The sequence below is a fragment of the Enterococcus sp. LJL98 genome (genome assembly GCF_054871745.1).
Map to the genome: position 1 here is coordinate 45,168 of NZ_JBTXLU010000011.1, position 20,536 is coordinate 65,703.

At 40.3% G+C, this 20,536-nt stretch carries 15 protein-coding genes; 12 read left to right on the plus strand and 3 right to left on the minus strand.

Annotated features, from left to right (window positions below):
• The first annotated feature begins 7 nt into the window (after positions 1-7).
• The 4 genes from ACYSNO_RS09565 to ACYSNO_RS09580 all read left to right on the plus strand — a co-directional run bounded on the left by ACYSNO_RS09565 (position 8) and on the right by ACYSNO_RS09580 (position 4,709).
• Positions 8-1,039 carry a Gfo/Idh/MocA family protein gene (locus ACYSNO_RS09565; protein WP_461730857.1) on the plus strand — a complete coding sequence of 344 codons (1,032 nt, stop codon included), beginning with the start codon at positions 8-10 and terminating at the stop codon, positions 1,037-1,039.
• Positions 1,040-1,212: 173 nt separating this feature from the next.
• Positions 1,213-2,298, plus strand: a complete 1,086-nt coding sequence (gene serC / locus ACYSNO_RS09570; RefSeq protein ID WP_461730858.1) for a 3-phosphoserine/phosphohydroxythreonine transaminase — start codon at positions 1,213-1,215, stop codon at positions 2,296-2,298.
• On the plus strand, positions 2,299-3,492 hold the full coding sequence (locus ACYSNO_RS09575) for a 3-phosphoglycerate dehydrogenase family protein (RefSeq protein ID WP_461730859.1): 1,194 nt from the start codon (positions 2,299-2,301) through the stop codon (positions 3,490-3,492).
• Positions 3,483-4,709, plus strand: a complete 1,227-nt coding sequence (locus tag ACYSNO_RS09580; RefSeq protein ID WP_461730860.1) for a DUF1015 domain-containing protein — start codon at positions 3,483-3,485, stop codon at positions 4,707-4,709. The genes ACYSNO_RS09575 and ACYSNO_RS09580 overlap by 10 nt, the downstream gene beginning before the upstream one ends.
• 56 nt (positions 4,710-4,765) lie before the next feature.
• Here ACYSNO_RS09580 and ACYSNO_RS09585 read toward each other — a convergent pair whose 3' ends face one another.
• The 3 genes from ACYSNO_RS09585 to ACYSNO_RS09595 all read right to left on the minus strand — a co-directional run bounded on the left by ACYSNO_RS09585 (position 4,766) and on the right by ACYSNO_RS09595 (position 8,339).
• On the minus strand, positions 4,766-5,638 hold the full coding sequence (locus tag ACYSNO_RS09585) for a sugar ABC transporter permease (RefSeq protein WP_461730861.1): 873 nt from the start codon (positions 5,636-5,638) through the stop codon (positions 4,766-4,768).
• Between the two features lie 4 nt (positions 5,639-5,642).
• Entirely contained in the window at positions 5,643-6,992 is a 1,350-nt protein-coding gene (locus tag ACYSNO_RS09590) for a carbohydrate ABC transporter permease (RefSeq protein ID WP_461730862.1), read from the minus strand.
• Positions 6,993-7,076: 84 nt separating this feature from the next.
• Positions 7,077-8,339: an extracellular solute-binding protein gene (locus tag ACYSNO_RS09595; protein WP_461730863.1), complete on the minus strand. Its 1,263-nt coding sequence runs from the start codon at positions 8,337-8,339 to the stop codon at positions 7,077-7,079.
• Positions 8,340-8,607: 268 nt separating this feature from the next.
• Between ACYSNO_RS09595 and ACYSNO_RS09600 the strand changes: the two genes are divergently transcribed.
• The 8 genes from ACYSNO_RS09600 (at position 8,608) to nagE (ending at position 20,462) form a co-directional block, all read left to right on the plus strand.
• Positions 8,608-10,374, plus strand: coding sequence for a glycoside hydrolase family 13 protein (locus ACYSNO_RS09600; protein ID WP_461730864.1), 1,767 nt, complete (start codon positions 8,608-8,610; stop codon positions 10,372-10,374).
• Between the two features lie 370 nt (positions 10,375-10,744).
• On the plus strand, positions 10,745-11,791 hold the full coding sequence (locus tag ACYSNO_RS09605) for an aspartate-semialdehyde dehydrogenase (protein WP_461730865.1): 1,047 nt from the start codon (positions 10,745-10,747) through the stop codon (positions 11,789-11,791).
• A gap of 252 nt (positions 11,792-12,043) precedes the next feature.
• Positions 12,044-13,723, plus strand: coding sequence for a ribonuclease J (locus tag ACYSNO_RS09610; RefSeq protein ID WP_461730866.1), 1,680 nt, complete (start codon positions 12,044-12,046; stop codon positions 13,721-13,723).
• Between the two features lie 74 nt (positions 13,724-13,797).
• Positions 13,798-14,502 (plus strand): glucosamine-6-phosphate deaminase, encoded by a 705-nt coding sequence (locus tag ACYSNO_RS09615; protein WP_461730867.1) that lies wholly within the window; start codon positions 13,798-13,800, stop codon positions 14,500-14,502.
• A gap of 207 nt (positions 14,503-14,709) precedes the next feature.
• Positions 14,710-15,744 carry a 3-deoxy-7-phosphoheptulonate synthase gene (locus ACYSNO_RS09620; RefSeq protein ID WP_461730868.1) on the plus strand — a complete coding sequence of 345 codons (1,035 nt, stop codon included), beginning with the start codon at positions 14,710-14,712 and terminating at the stop codon, positions 15,742-15,744.
• Positions 15,745-16,035: 291 nt separating this feature from the next.
• A complete protein-coding gene (locus ACYSNO_RS09625) occupies positions 16,036-17,298 on the plus strand; it encodes an Abi family protein (RefSeq protein WP_461730869.1) in 1,263 nt (420 codons plus the stop codon).
• Between the two features lie 339 nt (positions 17,299-17,637).
• Positions 17,638-18,498 (plus strand): PRD domain-containing protein, encoded by an 861-nt coding sequence (locus ACYSNO_RS09630; protein WP_461730870.1) that lies wholly within the window; start codon positions 17,638-17,640, stop codon positions 18,496-18,498.
• Positions 18,495-20,462 (plus strand): N-acetylglucosamine-specific PTS transporter subunit IIBC, encoded by a 1,968-nt coding sequence (gene nagE / locus ACYSNO_RS09635; RefSeq protein WP_461730871.1) that lies wholly within the window; start codon positions 18,495-18,497, stop codon positions 20,460-20,462. The genes ACYSNO_RS09630 and nagE overlap by 4 nt, the downstream gene beginning before the upstream one ends.
• The last annotated feature ends 74 nt before the right edge of the window (positions 20,463-20,536 follow it).

Consider the following 20,536-nt stretch of genomic DNA (forward strand, 5'->3'; position numbering starts at 1 on the left):
TTTTAGGATGAAAAAAATTAATTTTGTAATTGTCGGCTACGGTGGGATGGGTTCATACCATGCCAATACGTTAATGCCAACGGAAAAAGAAAAAATTGACGTGATTGGTGCTTACGATGTGGATGCCGCTCGTTTAGCGGTGGCAAAAGAAGCAGGACTAAAAACCTACGAAAGTTTAGAAGCTGTTTTCGCTGATGAGGCGGTCGAAGCCATTTTAATCGCAACACCCAATGATTCTCATAAAGACATTGCGATTGCCGCTTTACGGGCAGGGAAGCAAGTGGTTTGTGAAAAACCAGTAGCGATGAACGTGGCAGAGTTAGATGAGATCGTGGCAGTTGCCGAAGAAACAGGTCGTACGTTCATGGTGCATCAAAACCGTCGTTGGGATCCAGATTTCTTAATGGTTCGTGAAATGGTGCAAGCTAAACCAATCGGTGATATTTTCCAAATCGAATCGCGGGTTCAAGGAGCAAACGGGATTCCAGGGGATTGGCGTCATTTGAAAGAACACGGAGGCGGAATGTTACTTGACTGGGGCGTGCATTTACTCGACCAAATCTTATGGATTGTGGAAAGTCCAATCAAATCATTCAACGTAGATTTCAGTTACGTTTTAGGAGATCCAGTGGATGATGGATTCTTCACTTATATTACTTTTGAAAATGGCGTAAGAGCGATTATCGAAGTTGGAACAAGTAACTACACGAAACTCCCTCGTTGGTACGTGAAAGGGATTGAAGGAACAGCCAAAATTGAAGATTGGGATTGTTCAGGTGAAATGATTCGTGCCACAAATGCAACCGATGTCAGCGCACCAACTCCGATTCAAGCCGGTGTTGGCTTAACCAAAACAATGGCACCTCCTTCAGAAGAAGCGATGGAAGCCATTGCGTTACCACAAGGCAAGGCGGATTTCCCTCAGTTTTACGAAAACTTTTACGATGTGATTCGTGAAGGCGCGCAACCAATAGTGAAAAATACAGAAGTGCGTCAAGTGCTAGCCTTGATTGATGCGATGTTTGCAACGGAAGCGTAAGAAGTTTAAGGAATTCAGGTCTTAAAAGACTTGGATTCTTTTTTTTTTATCATTTTGAAATGAAAAACACGAATGATTTTCATGAATGTTTCGAAAATGATAGCATTTCATTTTGTTTAATGACCAACCTTTGCTATAATCAACGATACATCATATGAAAAGGGGAGAACAAAATGACCGTTTACAATTTTTCAGCAGGACCAGCCATTTTACCACCATCCGTTTTAAAAAAAGCACAAGCCGAGCTTCTAGATTATCAAGGAAGTCACTTGTCCGTGATGGAAATGAGCCATCGTTCCTCCTTATATGAAAGCATCATTGAAGCCGCAGAACAACACCTACGTGAATTAATGGCGATACCAGAAAACTATCGCGTGTTATTTTTACAAGGAGGAGCGAGTCTGCAATTTTCGATGGTACCTTTAAACTTAGCCAAAGGAAAAAAAGCCCTCTATGTGAACACCGGTACTTGGGCGAAAAAAGCGATTGAAGCGGCCCAAGCGATTGAAGGAGTCGAAGTGGAAGTCATCGCTTCAAGCGAGGATCAAAACTTTACTTATGTACCAAAAATCACTCGCGACATGGTTGACCAAGAGGCGGCTTACTTACATATTACAACCAATGAAACCATCGGAGGGATTGCTTTTAGCGAAATACCAGATGCCGGAAACGTTCCAATCGTTGCGGACATGTCTTCAAATATTTTATCGAATGATTATCAAACGACCGATTTTGGCGTGATTTATGCCGGTGCGCAAAAAAATATCGGACCTTCTGGCTTAACCGTGGTCATTATTCGTGAAGATTTATTAAATGACGAACCGATTTTTGCTCCAATGCTCGATTATCGTATTCAAGCAGAGAACCATTCGATGTATAACACACCAGCAACTTATAGCATTTACATCGCAAAATTGGTTTTCGAGTGGTTAAAAGAACAAGGCGGAACGGCAGGGATTTTAGCGAAAAATCAGGAAAAAGCGCAACTGCTTTACGATGCGATTGACGCGTCTCCTCTATTTACCAGTCCCATCGCCAAAGCAGACCGTTCATTGAACAATATTCCATTTGTCACAGGCAATGAAGCGTGGGATAAAGAATTCAATCAATTAGCTGAAGCGGCAGGGATGTTGAACTTAAAAGGGCACCGTAGCGTAGGCGGAATGCGTGCGAGCCTCTACAATGCCTTTCCGAAAGAAGGCGTACTTGCTTTAATTGATTTAATGCAAACATTTGAAAAAGAAAAGGCGGGGAAATAAATGTTTCAAATTAAAACATTTAACGCGATTGCTCCAGAAGGCATGGCGCGTTTCGAAGATGAGAATTATGGCATTGACCAAAATATCGATCCACACGGAATCATTTTACGCAGTGAAAAATTACACGACTACGCATTTCCAGAGTCTGTTTTAGCAGTCGCACGTGCCGGGGCAGGAACCAATAACATCCCCGTCGAGCAATTAACAAAAGAAGGGATTGTTGTTTTTAACACGCCCGGTGCCAACGCCAATGCCGTCAAAGAATTGGTCATTGCGAGCTTGCTCTTGAGCGTACGCCCGATTTTACAAGGAGCCAACTGGGTGCAAGGACTCGAAGGCGAGAACTTAGAGGCAGTCGCTGAGGCCAATAAAAAACAGTTTGCCGGTCATGAATTAGAAGGAAAACGTTTAGGTGTCATTGGTCTAGGCGCGATTGGCGCAATGATCGCCAACGACGCCTACCGTTTAGGCATGGAAGTCATGGGATACGACCCTTATGTTTCTGTCGATACCGCATGGACAATCTCAAGACGAGTGAAGCGCGCCCAGCAGATTGAAGAAATTTTTTCAACCTGTGATTTTATCACGGTTCATGTCCCGCTACTTGATACAACCTGCAAGATGATTGGTGAAAAAGAAATCGCCTTGATGAAACCGACAACGAAACTTTTTAACTTCTCTCGTGGTGAAATTGTCGACACTCAAGCCGTTTTAACTGCGATTGAAAAAGAAGAATTAGCAGGATTTACAACGGACTTTGCGGATGAAAAATTATTAGGAAATCCCAAAATTTTAGTCTTACCTCATTTAGGTGCCTCAACGGAAGAAGCAGAAATCAATTGTGCTAAGATGGCAGCAAGAACCTTAAAACGTTTCTTGGAAACAGGTGTCATCAAGCGTTCCGTCAATTTTCCAACCGTCGAAATGAGCTTCCAATCACCCTATCGAATTACAATTGTGCATGAAAACGCGCCAAATGTTTTAGGCCAAATTTCAACAGAGATTGCTTCTTTAGGCATTAACATTGATAATATGATTAATCGTGGTCGCGGAGACTTTGCCTATACTTTAGTCGATGTCAATGAGACTGACGACGCGAAAATGCAAAGAGTCAAACGTCACCTGGAAGGGAAAGAACGAATGATTCGGATTCGTACAATTAAAAATACGGAGGTTTTTAACGAATGGTGTTAGTCAAAGCATTTAAAGGAATTCGTCCAAAATCAGAACTGGCCGCGAAAGTTGCAGAGCTACCTTATGATGTGTTGAATTCGCAAGAAGCCAAAGCGTTGGCAGAAAATAATCCTTATAGTTATTTTCATATTGATAAAGCAGAAATTGATTTACCAGAAGACATCGACCCTTACAGTGAAGTAGTCTATCAAAAAGCCGCAGATAACTTAGCGGAAAACTTAGAAAAAGGCTGGTTGATTAAAGATAATCATCCGAATTTCTATTTATACCAATTAACCATGAACGGCCGTAGCCAAACAGGCTTGGTCGCATGTACTTCAATTGATGATTACATCGCAGGGAAAATTAAGAAACATGAATTCACCCGTCATGAAAAAGAAATCGATCGTATCAATCACATGAAAGCCTGTGACGCCAATACAAGTCCGATTTTTTTAACTTACCGTAAAGAAGCAGAAATTCAAACAATCATCGAAACGTGGAAGAAAAATCATGCCACTTTGTATGATTTTGACAGCTATCACGACGTGCATCACCAAGTCTGGTTGATCGACGACGAGAAAACAACCAATCGTTTAAGTGAACTCTTTGAAAGTGTTGACGCCCTCTACATCGCTGATGGTCACCATCGTAGTGAATCAGCGGTGAAAGTAGGCTTAGAAAAACGTGCCAACGGAACAAATAGTCCAGAAAGTGATTTTTTCTTATCGATTTTATTCCCGGCAGAAGAGTTAGAAATCCTTGAGTATAACCGCATTTTGAATGTACCCGTCCCAAGTGATTTCCTCGACATTCTAGGAAAACATTTTACGATTGAAAAAACAACCGAAATCAAGTCGCGAAATCCACGAGAAATCCAAATGTATCTGAACGAGGAATGGTACCAATTAACCATCCCTACAGAAAAAATTCCAGTGGATTTAATTGACAGTCTAGATGTTTCTTATTTACAAAAACATGTATTTGAAGAGATTTTTGACATCATGGACATCCGTAGCGACAATCGCATTGATTTCGTCGGCGGCATCCGTGGCTCAGAAGAGCTTATCAAGAACGTTGACAGTGGAGATTGGAACTTAGCCTTTGCCATGTACCCAACTCAAATGAGTGACCTCCTAGCTGTCGCAGATGCAGGTGAAATCATGCCACCAAAATCCACTTGGTTTGAACCGAAATTATTAAGTGGTTTGTTCTTACACGATTTAGAGACGAAGTAGAGAAATTGAAAAATCCCCGCCTGAAACATGAAAATGTTTTAGGTGGGGATTTGTTTTTATTCCTTGACTGATCCTGCAGTTACTCCTTCAACATAGAAGCGTTGCATCACAATAAATAAAATTGTAATTGGAATTGCAATAAGTACACAACCAGCTGTAAAAGCCATAAAGAGCGAGTTTGCAGTTGTTCGAGTCATCATCGTGAAGAGGCCAATGGCGACTGTGTAGTTCTCAATTTTGTCGCCCATAATAATTTTTGCGAAAATAAAATCCATCCACGGTCCCATAAAGGTCATTAATGAAGTGTAGACAATCATTGGTTTTGATAAAGGTAACGTGATTTTAGTGAAAATTTGCCATTTGTTTGCGCCATCAATCATTGCGGATTCATCAAGAGCCATCGGGATGGTATCAAAAAATCCTTTGGCAATATAAAAACCTAGAGCGGCCCCAGATGAATAGACTAAAATTAAAGCAAAAAGTGTTTCGGTTAAGTTTAAGGCTTTCAAAATATAGTAAATCGCAATCATGCTCATGAACCCCGGGAACATGTTCAAAACCAGAGCAAGTTTTAGAAATGGTTTTCTAAGTTTAAAACGTAATCTTGAAAGCGCATAAGCCATCGCAATTGTAATGAAGGTTGATAAAATACAACTGACTGTCGCAACAAAGAGTGTATTTAGAAACCAACGAACAAAGGGGAAGTTTCCCGTTGTATTGAGGAGTAAGATTCGATAATTCTCCAAAGTGAAGGTTTTTGGAATAATATAAGGAACGAAAGCGCCTCCTTCACCGCGAAAACTCGTCAAAATAATCCAAATAATCGGGAATAACCAAATAATCGATAGAACAATTAAGGTTGTATACGATGAAGTTAAGGTAAGGCGTCGTTTGGTTCGATAACTTTTTATTTTATGTTCTTTTTCCATTGGGTTAAGCCTCCTTAAATGAATTTGTTCTTGTGTAAGCAAACAAACTAAAGATTGCAGAGAGAATGAAGATTAAAATTCCGATAACAGAAGCTAAGTTGTAATCCATGGTATTTACTGTTAGATTATACAACCAAGTAACTAAAAGATCAGTTGATCCTGCACCGTAGAAATCTGAATTTGTTGGTCCACCGCCAGTTAATAGGAAAATGACATTAAAATTATTAATATTTCCAATAAACTGTTGAATCAAAGCTGGAGTCATAACAAATAAAATTTGTGGAAAGGTAATGTTTCGAAAAATTTGGAATGCATTTGCGCCATCGATATGAGCGGCTTCAATTTGATCTGCAGGTAAATTTTGAATAATACCGGTAGATACAAGCATAGTGGCAGGAATTCCTATCCACATGTTGACGACGATTACTGTAATCTTAGCCCAAGTAGGGTCCGTTAAAAAAGGGATAGCAGAATCAATGAGTCCCATCTTAATTAAAGAAGCATTAATCGGGCCCGACCCATTGAGTAAATTTCTCATAACTAATAAAGAAATAAATTGAGGGACGGCCAAAGTGATGACGAAAATCGTTCGCCAAAGTCCTTTGAGTTTTAAACCTTTAGTGTTGATTAATAAGGCCAAGAGTACACCGAAAAAGAAACAAGTGATGGTTGCTAAAACTGCCCAAGTGAGGGTCCACCCTAAGACTGGGAAGAAAGTAGCAGCCATTTTTCCATTTAAAACATTCCCAAAGTTTTTTAGTCCAACCCAAGTAAACAAATTTTTAGGTGGTAAATGATTGTGATCGTAATTGGTAAAAGCGATAGAAATCATATACAAGAGAGGTAGGATGGTAAATAATAACACACCCAACAAAGGGATTGTCATTAGCGTTGCATGAAAACGTTCGTTTAACAAACTACGAAGATCATCCATTGTTGTTGGGATTTTTTCGTTGTTTTGCTTGAGTTCGTATAAGTGACGAGCGCTTTTTAAGTTGATAATGTACAAGATAAAGACAACGACACAGAGTAAAATTGCAGCAATCCCAAATAATAATAATAACATGGAGTTGTCACCTTCTTGTAACACAGGGATTCCAAGACGTTTATCCATTACTAAACCTTGCGCTTCAGTTCCTAGGTGTGCAAGCATTTGCAATGCATGAATGCCATTGAAAATTAGCCAGGCTAAAAATGCGACTTGGGAACTTAAAAAAATGATTCCCTTTAACCATTGTTTATTAGCAAAATTGGCGGAACCCATCACTAAAAAAGAAAGCTTTGTTGCTAAATCACCTTTTTTAAATAATTCCAAAAAAGAGAGATGTTGTTCATATTTATTTTTTTTGAACATATCCTTTCGACTCACTTTCATTCTAAATTAAAAAGAGAAAAGGCATTCACCACCTTTCATTTGGATGAATGCCTCATCTCTCTTTTATTCTTCTTCGCTAGGTTTTGCGGTATCTTTTACTAGAGTATCTAATTTATTCATAAAATCAGCTTCTTTGATATTTCCCTTGAAAGTATCATTGATAACAGCATCCATTGCAGGCCAGAAAGAAACCATTTCTGGAATTTTAGGCATTACAACAGAGTGTGTTGTTTGTGACATATCCATAACTGCTTTTGCAACTTCGTCAGCTAAAACGGCTTCATTTTCTTGAAGCGCTTTATTTGAAGGGATAACGCCCATTTTTTCGAATTCAATTAACTGTGAACTTTCATTGGATAAATAATTAGCTAAAGCCATTGCAGCTAAAGGTGCTTGTGTTTGTTGGTTTACTGCAAATAATTTTACACCAAGGAAAGCTTTCATTGGAACCTCTCCGTTACCAAAATCAACGGTTGGATAAGCAGCAACAGCCATATTGTCGCCGAGTGCTTTTTTCACATCATTTTTTGACCAGGGACCAGATAAGAAAGCATCTGTAACACCGGATTCTAGATTCGACAAAGCTTCCTCATTTGATTGAATGACTCCAGGATTTGATTTTTGTGCAGCAATCCATTTTAGAACTTCCACTCCTGGTTCGCTATTAAAGTTTGTTCCTGTTGGGTCTTCACCGCTCTCACCGTATAAGTAGAGACCATTACTCATGAATAAAGGACCGAAGACGTAGTTTGCTCCTGCCTCACCGAAGTTTGTACCAATTTTTCCATTTTCAGTTAAGCTTACCCAAGATTGAACATCTTCTTCAGAAAGATTTGATTTATTGTAGTATAAAATTTGCGATTCTACACCATAGGGGTATCCGTAAAGTTCACTATCCCATGTCGCTCCTTCAATCGCTGATGCAACGTTATTTTCTTTTACCTCGTCTGCATATAAAGTATTTGGATAAAGTAAACCTGCCTCGGCCATTTGACCAACTTGATCATGCGGCATCATGAAAACATCTGCAGCAGCTTTAGGATCTTTGGCAACATCTTTTTTAGCGTCAGCGGAGCTACCGGCAGCAATTTCAACTTCTACATCAGGATACTCACTATTGAAGTTGGATACGATTCCTTTAAAAGTTTCGATATGTTCCGTATCAATCCAAACCTTTACTTTCCCTTCAACCTTTACTTCATCAGTCGATGCACTATTGTCAGCACTATCTTGAGGTTTATCATTCCCTCCACAAGCTGCTAGTAAAAAAGCTGAAGTACTTAAAACGAAACCATTGACTAAATATTTTTTCCAATTTCCTTTCATTTTGACCCCTCCGTATAATTAAAATTAAGTTACAATGCAATTATGCAACCGATTGCAAAAATAGTCAAGCCTTTTTCGTGTGATTTAAAAAATGAAAGAAAAATTTGTCTATCTTTTTTTGAACTTATATAAGTATTTTTCATTATATATCAATAGATTGTTTATGATTACTTGAGAAGTGTCTATTGCGCAACCGATTGCTAAAATGTTTGCGTAAGGAAGGAAGGTGTGGCATAATATTTAAAAAACTCAACAAAGGAGCATCTACATGAACACAGCAGCTATTTATCATCGCCCAGAAAGTGAATTTGCCTATCTTTATGATGCAAACACGCTACATTTACGTCTTCGTACAGCGAAAGGAGACGTGGCGAAAGTCCACTTAGTCAGCGGGGATCCTTATCTGGTCCATACGAAATGGTATGACCAGCCTCAAGCAATGGAAAAAATCTTAGCGACCGATTTGTACGACTATTGGTTTCTCGCGGTAACCGCAGGGACCAAACGCTTGTCTTACGGTTTTACTTTAGAAGGAGAAGATGGGCTCACCGCATTTTACGGAGATCATGGCATTTATCCTTTAACGGAAAAAACATTGGCGATGCCAAATAATTATTTCCGGATGCCTTATTTTCAAGAAGCCGATCGTTTTAAGGCGCCAGAATGGGTGAAGGAAACGGTTTGGTATCAAATTTTCCCAGAGCGTTTTGCCAATGGCGATCCAAGCAATGACCCTGCAGGGACCTTGCCATGGGGGAGTCGAGACCCCGAGCGACAAGATTTCTTTGGCGGTGATTTGCAAGGCGTCTTAGACAATCTTGATTATTTAGAAGATTTAGGTATTAACGGCATCTATTTTTGTCCGATTTTTGAAGCGGCATCCAATCATAAATATGACACGATTGATTACTTAAAAGTCGATCCAGCATTTGGGGACGGTGCGCTATTTAAGCAACTAGTTGAAGCTTGCCACGAGCGGGGCATCAAGGTCATGCTGGATGCGGTGTTCAATCATATAGGGGATACGTCGCCACAATGGCAAGATGTGTTGAAACATGGCAAGAATTCAAAATACGTTGATTGGTTTTATGTGAGAGAATTTCCGCCGACTTATACAGAAGGCAAAGATTTTGAAAATGCGGAAGACTTAACCTATGACGTGTTCGCCTTTACGCCACACATGCCCAAGCTAAATACCGCCAATCCAGAGGTGCAAGCCTATCTATTAGAGATTGCCAAGTATTGGATTGAGGAATATGACATTGATTCTTGGCGTCTAGACGTGGCCAATGAAGTGGATCATGCCTTTTGGAAGAAGTTTCGTCAAGTTTGTGATGCAGCGAAAGAAGACTTCTATATTTTAGGTGAAATTTGGCATTCTTCTCAAAGTTGGTTGCAAGGGGATGAATTCCATGCCGTGATGAATTACGCCTATACGGATGCCATCCTAGGTTATTTTGTCAAAGAGGAGATTGGCTTGACGAAGATGGTTTCAGAAATAAACGAACAGCTAATGCATTATCGTGATCAAACCAATCAGATGCAGTTTAATGTGCTTGACTCGCATGACACGGCGCGCTTATTGACGGAAACGAAAGAAGACAAAGATTTAATGAAACAAGTCATGGCCTTTACTTATATGCAGCCGGGGGTTCCTTGTTTGTATTACGGCGATGAAATTGGCATGACAGGCGGCAATGACCCGGATTGTCGGAAATGTATGATTTGGGAGAAAGAAAGGCAAGACCTTGACTTGTTGCAATTTACCAAGGAATTAATTGCGGTGAGACGTCGTTACGCCAAAGTCTTATCAGAAGGGCAAGTTCATTGGAAAGAAGTTCATGCAGAAACCGGGGAAATTATTTTTGAACGTCGATTGAAGGATGTGACGATTCAGGGGATCTTTAATACAGGAGCAAATCCAATCAAGGTCACCAAAAAAGGGGACGTCTTGTTCCAACACTTGGCTCAATCGAAGAAGGATGAAAGAATCGTCGAACCCAAAGGTTTTTTATGCTTGCAAATCCAAAAATAGACAACAAAAAAAGAAGTGGACATCCTTGTCGACTTCTTTTTCTGTGAATAAAAGTGCACGTTGCGAAGAATCTTCCCCAAAATCCTTCTTAGCTATATTATAACTGGATTCGGGTGTTTACTCAAATGATAGCCCTTTTTTAAGAGGGACAGAAGGCGTTCATTTCACAAAGTGACCCGTAAAAAGAAGAAGCCAAAGCAAGAGAGAGTTAAGCGGACAGTCGATTGCTGCCACCGCCTCAAGCAGCTGTTTTCTTGGATGGCAGAGGAAAGGGGAGGTGAATCAGACAAGAAACATCGAATCGGTATACTTGCAGGACCGATTATGATAGAATAATGAAAATATCTTTAGAAAATGGGGAGTTGTTTACATGGGGAAAGAATATGTCATTGCGGTTGCCGGTGCGACAGGAGCAGTCGGTACCAAAATGCTTGAATTATTAGAAGAAGTGAATTTACCAGTGAAGGAAGTCAAAGCGTTGGCGTCCAAACGTTCTGCAGGTAAAACGATTCCTTTTAAAAATCAAACCTTGACCATTGAGGAATTAAAACCAGAATCATTTGAAGGAGTTGATTTGGCGATTTTTAGTGCGGGCGGTGGGATTTCAGAAGTGTTCGCACCTGAAGCGGTCAAGCGCGGAGCCGTTGTGATTGATAATACGAGTCATTTTCGAATGGCAGAAGGAGTGCCTTTAGTCGTACCTGAAGTCAATCCGGAAAGTTTGAAGCAGCATCAAGGGATTATCGCTAACCCAAACTGTTCAACGATTCAAATGATGGTAGCCCTAGAACCGATTCGTCAAGCCTTTGGGTTGTCAAAAATTGTCGTTTCTACTTATCAAGCGGTCTCAGGTGCAGGAGCACAAGCGATTGCCGAGTTAGAAAACCAAGTCCAAGAATATTTAGATGGTCAACCCTTAAAAGAATTAACGGCAGCGATCTTACCATCTGCTGGCGACAAAAAGCATTACCCAATCGCTTTTAATGCCTTGCCACAAATTGACGTGTTTGGCGAGGAAGGGTATACCTTGGAAGAATGGAAAATGATGAATGAAACGAAAAAAATCATGGGGGATGAAACGATTCAAGTTGCAGCGACTTGTGTACGGATTCCCGTGGTAAATGGGCATTCGGAATCGATTTACATTGAAGTCAAGGAAGAAACGACGGTGGCTAAGCTGCAAGCGCAATTAGCAGACGCACCAGGAGTCATTTTAGTCGACGATCCAAGTCAACAACTTTACCCACAAGCGATTGATAGCATTGATACAAAAGGAACCTTGGTTGGGCGGATTCGTCGTGATTTAGACAATCCGAAGGGCTTCCATTTATGGGTCGTTTCAGACAACCTCCTAAAAGGAGCAGCTTTAAACTCCATTCAAATTGCCGAAAAAATGCATCAAATGGCGTTGTTATAAAAAAAGTATCGTCGAAAACTTGAAAGCTTTTGAATGGAACAAGCAAGCATCTCAAAGAATCTTTCAAGCTGGGTGACGACAAATAAGGACAAGAAAAAAACTGGAAAGTGACAGGCTGCCAGTTTTTTTCTGCTTTTCAGAGGACGCGTGCTACTTTTCCCACTTTTTTGGTGTATAATAAAAGCGATGGGATTTTTTTTGTCAGAGAATTAGAGAAAATAAATAACCAATAAAATACAAGAGGTGAACAATTTGAGTTCAATTAAAATTATTCCTTTAAGCGGCGTCCGGGAAAATGGAAAAAACCTGTACATTGCCGAAATTGAAGAGGAAATCTTTGTTCTGGATTGTGGCTTGCGCTACCCAGAAAATGAATTACTAGGAATTGACACGGTGATTCCTGATTTTACGTATTTAGAAGAAAATGCGGACCGCGTGGCTGGCGTCTTTTTAACGCATGGACATGCGGATGCCATCGGTGGCTTACCCTACCTATTAGAAAAATTAGAAGTGCCTGTTTTTGGGACAAAACTAACAATTGAGTTAGCAAAATTAGCAGTCAAACGTTATGAGCCGACGAAACATTTTAAAGAATTTCATACGATCGATAGCCACACGGAAATTGACTTTGGCAGTTCGGTTGTCAGCTTCTTTCCAACGACGCATTCGATTCCCGATTCAGTCGGAATTTGTTTGAAAACCACAGAAGGCAATATCGTGTATACGGGTGATTTTAAGTTTGACCAAACAGCGATTCCGATGTATCAAACCGACTTTGCGCGTTTAGCAGAGATTGGCTCAGCCGGTGTGTTAGCCTTGTTAAGCACGTCAAGCAATGCCGAAAATCCGATGACCGTGGCTTCAGAATTACAAATCGCAGATGAAGTCTATGACAATATTCGCTACTGGGAAGGACGGATTATCGTTGCCTGTGTAGCAAGCAACTTACAACGTCTGCAGCAAGTCTTAAATGCCGCACATCGTTCAGGCCGTAAAGTCGTTTTAACCGGTCAAGATTTTGGTCGGATCATTAAAACAGCTATGAAATTAGGCAAATTGACTTTACCAGATGAAAACTTACTGGTGACCTTAAAAGAAATGAAAAAATATGCGGATGAAGAAATTTTAATTTTAGAAACAGGGCACATGGGAGAACCGATTAAATCCTTACAAAAAATGGCCAATGGCTCGCATCGGACGATTCGTGTGAAAGCAGGAGACCTGGCTTACATTGCGACCACGCCAACCTTAGCGATGGAGACGGTTGTGGCAAAAACAGAAGACATCATTTATCGCGCAGGTGGCACGGTGAAAACCATTTCGGATAACTACCGGGTATCAGGCCATGCCAATCCAGCTGACTTACAGTTAATGATGAATTTCTTAAAACCAAAATACATTTTTCCAATTCAAGGGGAATACCGCTTACTGGCCGCCCATGCGAAACTAGCAAAAGAAGTCGGGATACCAAAAGAAAAGATTTTAATTGCTGCTCGCGGCGATATTTATGAATACTTAAATGGGGAATTTAAATTGTCCAGCGCTGTTCCAGCCGATAACGTCATGGTCGATGGTATTGGAGTGGGGGACATTGGAAACATTGTCTTAAAAGACCGAAAAGTCTTATCAGAAGATGGGATTTTTGTGGCCGTCGTGACGATTAGTCGCCGAGAAAAACGAATCATTTCCAAACCGCAAATTACAACGCGCGGCTTTGTCTATGTGAAAGCTAACCGGGATTTGTTACGAGAAGGCAGCGACATGGTGGAAGAAATCGTTGAAAAGCATTTACAAGACCCCGAATTTGAATGGGCAAAATTAAAACAAGACATTCGCGATCAATTAAGTCGTTTCCTATTTGAACAAACGAAACGTCGCCCAGTCATTTTACCGGTCATTATGGAAGGCAGTCAACGTCATCGTCGCCGTTAATGCGAAGAAGGATTGAAGAAGTAAAGGTTCAATGCTACAATGAGTTCGATAAAAAATCAAAGGAGTGTTTGAAAATGGTAAACATTATTCGTGTAAAAAACGCTGAAGAAGGCGGAAAAAAAGCTTTTGAATTAATCAAAGAAGGCATGACTCACGGAGCGAAAGTCTTTGGACTGGCGACAGGTAGCACACCTGAAACGCTATATCAAGAAATGGTGAAAAGCGACCTAGACTTTACGGACTGCATTTCAGTGAATTTGGATGAATACATTGGCCTAAGTGGCGATAACGATCAAAGTTACCGTTACTTCATGAACGCCCATTTGTTTAACCAAAAACCATTTAAAGCAACGTATGTACCTGATGGCAAAGCGAGCGATTTAGCAGAAGAATGCCGCAAATACGATGAAATTGTAGACCAAAATCCGATTGATATTCAAATTTTAGGAATTGGTGAAAATGCGCATATTGGGTTTAACGAGCCAGGAACGCCTTTTGACGCACCGACGCAAGTAGTTAAATTAACGGAATCAACGATTAACGCGAACAAACGCAACTTTGAAAAAGTAGAAGACGTGCCAACAACTGCGATTTCAATGGGAATTGGTTCTATCATGAAAGGGAAGAAAATTATCTTGATGGCTTACGGTGAAGCAAAAGCAGAAGCGATTGCCAACACAGTTAACGGCCCAATCACGGTGGATGTTCCAGCAAGTGTGTTACAAAACCATGCGGATGTAACAATTATTGTTGACGAGGCGGCAGCAAGTAAATTATAAGCAATGAAAAAAGCAAGGGACCGGTGTGAAAGCATCGTTCGCTTGTTTTTTTGTGAGGTTCTTCTTCTTTTTGGGAGAGGGCGACCCAATCAGCGAATGCTTCTGAGGAGTTTTGGATAATTATGAGTATTGCCGAAAGAAATCATGTTAATTTAGTGAAAATATGGTAAGATGGGTGAAAGATATTTTCATGGGAGGATTAGGGGAATGAGTTTTAAGGAATTAAGTAAGAAAATTAATGTGGAGAGCGTGAAATCCATTTCAAGATTAACCGATGAAGAGGCCGCAATCAAAGCCGCTCGTGATAGGGAACTAAAAGCGATTATTGAAGGGAAAGATGAGCGTTTTCTCTTAGTCATTGGCCCGTGTTCGGCAGACAACGAAGCAGCTGTTTTAGAGTATGCGAAACGTTTAGCGAAGTTGCAAGAAGAAGTCAAAGAAACCGTCTTTATTGTTCAACGAGTGTATACGAACAAACCGCGGACAAATGGCGATGGCTATAAAGGCATGATGCATCAACAAGACACGTCACCGGAAGGCGAAATTAATTTAGTCCGTGGGATGGTTGCCGTGCGAAAAATGCACAAACGCGTCTTAATTGAAACGGGATTGACCACCGCCGATGAAATGCTATACCCAGATAACTTACAATTTGTCGATGATTTGGTGAGTTACCATGCAGTCGGAGCACGTTCGGTGGAAAACCAGCAGCACCGTTTTGTGGCGAGTGGCATTGATCACCCGACTGGTTTGAAAAATCCAACCAGCGGCAATCTTCAAGTGATGTTCAACGGAATTTATGCCGCACAACAAAAACAAGAGTTAATGTATAACGGCGTCGAAGTTGAAACGAGCGGCAATCCTCTGGCTCACGTGATTTTACGAGGGGGCTTAAGAGAGTCGGGCGAAGTCGTGCCCAATTACCACTATGAAGACTTAGTCAAAGTGGTGGACATGTATCAAAAGAGCCACTTAAAAAATCCATTTATTATGGTCGATACCAACCATGACAACTCCGGGAAAAAATGCAAGGATCAAGTTCGGATTGTTCAAGAAGTCCTAACCAATCGCTCATGGAATGCCGAGTTAAAACAATGTGTTCGTGGGTTTATGATTGAAAGCTATTTAGAAGACGGCCGTCAAGAACCAGGTGGCGAAGTCTTTGGACAATCAATTACCGACCCTTGTCTAGGTTGGACGCAAACTGAAGAATTGGTCCGTTACATTGCCAGAAATGTGTAAAACGAGGCAGCGACTTTTGACGAAAAGGGCCGTATTCTTCGAGTGTCTTTCCGATACTGCGAAGGTACCTTTTGAAAGACTCTAGTTTCTACGGGTGAGATGGTGGCTCGTTGTCAATAAGGACGGATGATTAAAATTTGAAAGATATCTGTTAGAGTCGAACGACTGCTAACAGGTATCTTTTTTGTTGTTTGATTTTTATGAGTCCTTTTTCTTCAAAGTAGAATTGCCTTTTAGGTCTAATATGATTATGATGAACAGTAAGAATAATGAGATGGACGGGTGTAAAATATGGCTAGAGAAAAAGAATTCTCTACTTTAGATCGTCAAGTGGAGATACAACAAGCAAGAAATTTGAAGATTTCTGATGTAAAAAAAACAAAGAAAAATTTTGCTACCAAGAATTATTTTAACATGATTAACGGTTTTGAAACGCTCATTTTGGAAGATCAGAATCTGAATAAAATGTATTCAAATGGGAAAAATATCAAAGATTTTTATAGAGCTTACCAATTAGATAAAAAGATTTCTGAACAATTGTTTCTTCAAATCGCCAATGTTGAGACTGAGTTGAAAACAAGAATTGCTTATTTTTTCTGTACAAAATATTGTCAAAATGGTGTGAGTGATAATTTAAAATACGAGGATATTGGTTGCTACACAATTCCTAGTTCTTCAAACGGGAAACCAAAGTATACATCTTATTTCTATAATACAAGAACAAATCGTACAACAAGACGTATAGAAATAGATTCAAAAAAGACGCATAAACTTTTTTCGAAGCATGGAATCAGTATTCATACACATCAACTTCGTTTTGTAGGGGACGTTAGTCAAGACAATAGCAAACCAAATATGTATTATTTAAAAGGGGTCTTTTATGGTACTATTAAGGGACTAAAGACTAATGAATTCAAAGGGACTTTGTCGATTGATCTGAATCAGAACAGAGGGCTTAGTTTGACACCAGGAACCAATTTAACAGTCAACCTCTCCAATGTAAGCGGAAGATTTTTAAGTCTGTCTTATAGCGATTTTTGTAAAATTAAATACCCATATATTTCTAGTTACAAAAAACCACCATTTTGGGTGATTATTCATACGCTAATGTTGAATGATTTGATTGTTCTGTTTCATGGTTTAGATAATGATATTCAAAAGAACATTGTGACTAAAATGGGAAATTTTGATATAAATAATGCTGGGAAAGAGGAGTTTATATGTGCTTTGGAAATATTGATAGATCTGCGTAACTTAACCGCTCACTATGGTTTGGTTACGAGATACCGTACTCCTAGCAATTTGAGTATTGTCAATACGCTCTTACAAAGGCTTAGCTTAAAACCTAAATCAAATGATAAGGTTATTCGTTTTTACGACGTTATCAAAACGCTATCATTATTTCATTCTTTTTCTAATTTAAAAATTCGGAAAAAAATGATATATTATATTAATTTTAATCGGTTACTACTTAAAAATGATATTAATACTCGTTTTTATAAAAGAATTGGGGCACAACGAGTATTACCTTGGTTACAAATGAAAGATAGTTGATTAATTCAAATTTAAGTGGTATTATAGACATACAATAAAACGAGAGCCACGACGGCGTGTGTACTTTTAATAGAGGTGCACTAAAGTCAGGAAAGGAAGAGATGCAAATCTCTTCCTTTTTTTTATTTGTATCGCTTGACAAGTTAAGAAAATCTGCTAGAATTACCAATTGTTAACATCTTTTATTTCATGTGACTAGATCATACTAGGCATGGAAAACTTAAAACGAGGGGATACTCTACCCATTTTTAAGTTTTCCATGCCTAGTTTTTTTGTTGGCCGCAAAAAAAAGAAATCAGTTGAATGAAGAAAATTTTCTCGAGAAAAGGACTTAAGCAAATGAAAATCAAAAAAATCTTAAATCAAAACGCCGTGCTAGTTGATGATGCGGGTGAAGAAAAGGTGGCGATTGGAAAGGGAATCGGTTTTAATAAAAAACGCAATGACCGTCTTTTTCCAAGGGAAATCGAACGACTTTTTGTGTTAGAACCTGAAGGGCAAATGAAACTACAGTCCTTACTCAATCAGATTGACAGCAAGTATTTATTTGCAGCAGAAAAAATCATTGATCAAGCAGAAACTTTGTTGATGGAAAAATTGAGTGAACACTTGCTCATCGCTTTGACGGACCACCTCGCTTTTGCTGCCGAGAACCTCAAAAACGGCATTATTATTCGCAACAAATTACTCCCTGAAATTGAGGTCTTATATCCCGAAGAGTTTCGTGTCGCGCAGTGGGCGGTTGAGTATCTAACCCAAACGCTCCAAGTCCCTTACACCTATGATGAAGCCGGCTATATCGCGATACACCTCCATAGTGCGCGGGCGGGTGAACGCAACAAGCATCAAAGCATTCGCGAAGTGACAATTGTTTCAGAAATTGTCCAGTTGATTGAAAAAGATTTAGCGACAGATTTGCATACCAAAGAAATGCTCTTAAATTACACGCGTGTCGTAAATCACTTGCGTTTATTGTTGCAAAGATTCCACAAACAACAATATGCAACCTTGGATGTGGAAATCGTTCAAATGGTGAAGGAGAAATATCCCGCAAGTTTTGAAACGGCGAAAAAAATTCGCGTCTTACTATTAAAAAATTACCAATTATCAACCACATCAGAAGAATTAGGCTATTTAGCGATTCATATTGAGCGCTTACGTTTAGCCAAAAATGAAAAGCAAGAGGAGAAGAAAGAATGAAAGCATATATGCAACGCATGGGCCGTTCGCTCATGTTACCCGTCGCAACCTTACCCGTGGCGGCCTTATTTATGGGGCTGGGATACTGGATTGATCCAACCGGTTGGGGAGCCAATAACGTTGTCGCCGCTTTTTTAATTGAAGCGGGCCGTGTCGTTTTAGATAATTTAGGTTTACTATTTGCGGTTGGTTTAGCTCTGGGGATGTCAAAAGACAAAGACGGTTCTGCTGCCATGGCAGGAGTCATCGCCTTTTTAACCCCGATTACGTTAGTGAGTACCAAAGCCGTTCAATTATTTACTGGACAAGCGGAAGTCAATATCGCCTTTGAAGCGATTAACAATAAAAACGTCTTTGTTGGGATTTTAGCAGGACTGATTGCCGCAGCCATGTACAATCGTTTTTCAAATGTGAAGCTACCGATGGCCTTAGCCTTCTTTAGTGGCAAGCGTGCCGTTCCCATTATCACTTCGGCGGTAATGGCCGCAGTCTCAGCGATTTTAATTTTTGCCTGGCCACCTGTCTACACGACTTTAGTGAGTTTTGGAGAGTTGATTTCTGGCTTAGGTCCGATTGGTGCAGGTCTTTATGGGTTAACAAACCGTTTGTTAATTCCAACAGGCTTACACCACGCCTTAAACAACGTTTTTTGGTTTAACTTAGCCGGAATTGATGATATCGGAAAATTCTGGGCAAGCGAAGGCGTAAAAGGGGTAACAGGCATGTATCAAGCCGGTTTCTTCCCTGTGATGATGTTTGGGTTACCTGCCGGTGCCTTTGCAATGTATCGTTGCGCCCGTCCGGAACGGAAAAAAGAAATTGCGTCGTTAATGTTAGCGGCAGGTTTTGCCTCTTTCTTTACTGGCGTAACGGAACCACTTGAATTTGCCTTCATGTTTGTTGCCTGGCCGCTTTATGTCGTACATGCCTTCTTAACGGGTATTTCGATGTTTGTTGCAGCGACCTTCCACTGGACCGCGGGCTTTAACTTTAGCGCCGGACTCGTCGACTTTGTTTTAAGCTTACGCGTGCCAATTGCCAATCAACCTTACATGCTCTTAGTCTTAGGTCTGATCATGGCTGTTGTTTATTACTTTACTTTCATGTTTGTCATCCAAAAATTCAATTTAATGACACCCGGTCGAGAAGAATTAGTGGAAGAAGTAGACAGCGAGGTTGCAACGGGTGCGGATAAGTTTGTAGTCATGGCCAGCAAAATTTATGATGGCCTAGGTGGCATGGACAACGTGCTTGCGATTGATAATTGTACGACTCGTCTGCGTTTACAAGTCAAAGACACCGCAGCAGTCAATCAAGCGAAAATCAAAGCAACCGGTGTTCCTGGCTTGAATGTCATCGATCAAAAGAACATCCAGGTCATTGTCGGAACGGAAGTCCAATTTGTCGCGGATGAAATGAACAAATTACATGGCAATCCAGTCGCAAAACACGAGCAAACAGCAAGCGTAGAAACAGCAAATCCCTCCCCTGTAGCAGAAAAAGAACAAGACATCTATGCGGTGGCAACGGGGGAATTAATCCCGATTCATGAAGTCGCTGATGAAGTCTTTTCACAAAAAATGATGGGTGACGGTTTTGCCGTTCTTCCAACTGAAGAGCAAGTCTATGCACCAATCGCTGGAAAAATTTTAAATATTTTTCCAACGAAACATGCACTAGGCATTCAAACCGCTTCAGGCGTGGAAGTCTTGTTGCACATGGGGATTGATACCGTGAGCCTCAAAGGCGAGCCCTTCACCTTGTACGTCGAAGAAGGTCAAGAAATTCGTCGTGGACAATTAATTGCCGACGTTGACTTGGCTCTCTTAGCTGAAAAAGAACGCAAGAGTGATCTCATCGTGGTCTTTACCAACCCTGATAAAGTCGAGCAATTAACCGTGACACCAGGTGAAGTCAAAGCCAATGCCATTCGTGGAACAGTCAAAAGCCATTCAGACGAATAATTTAAAACAGCAGAAACGCAGCGAAAGGCAGCGTCTCTGCTGTTTTTTTTCTTTGTGGAAAAACCTTCTATTTG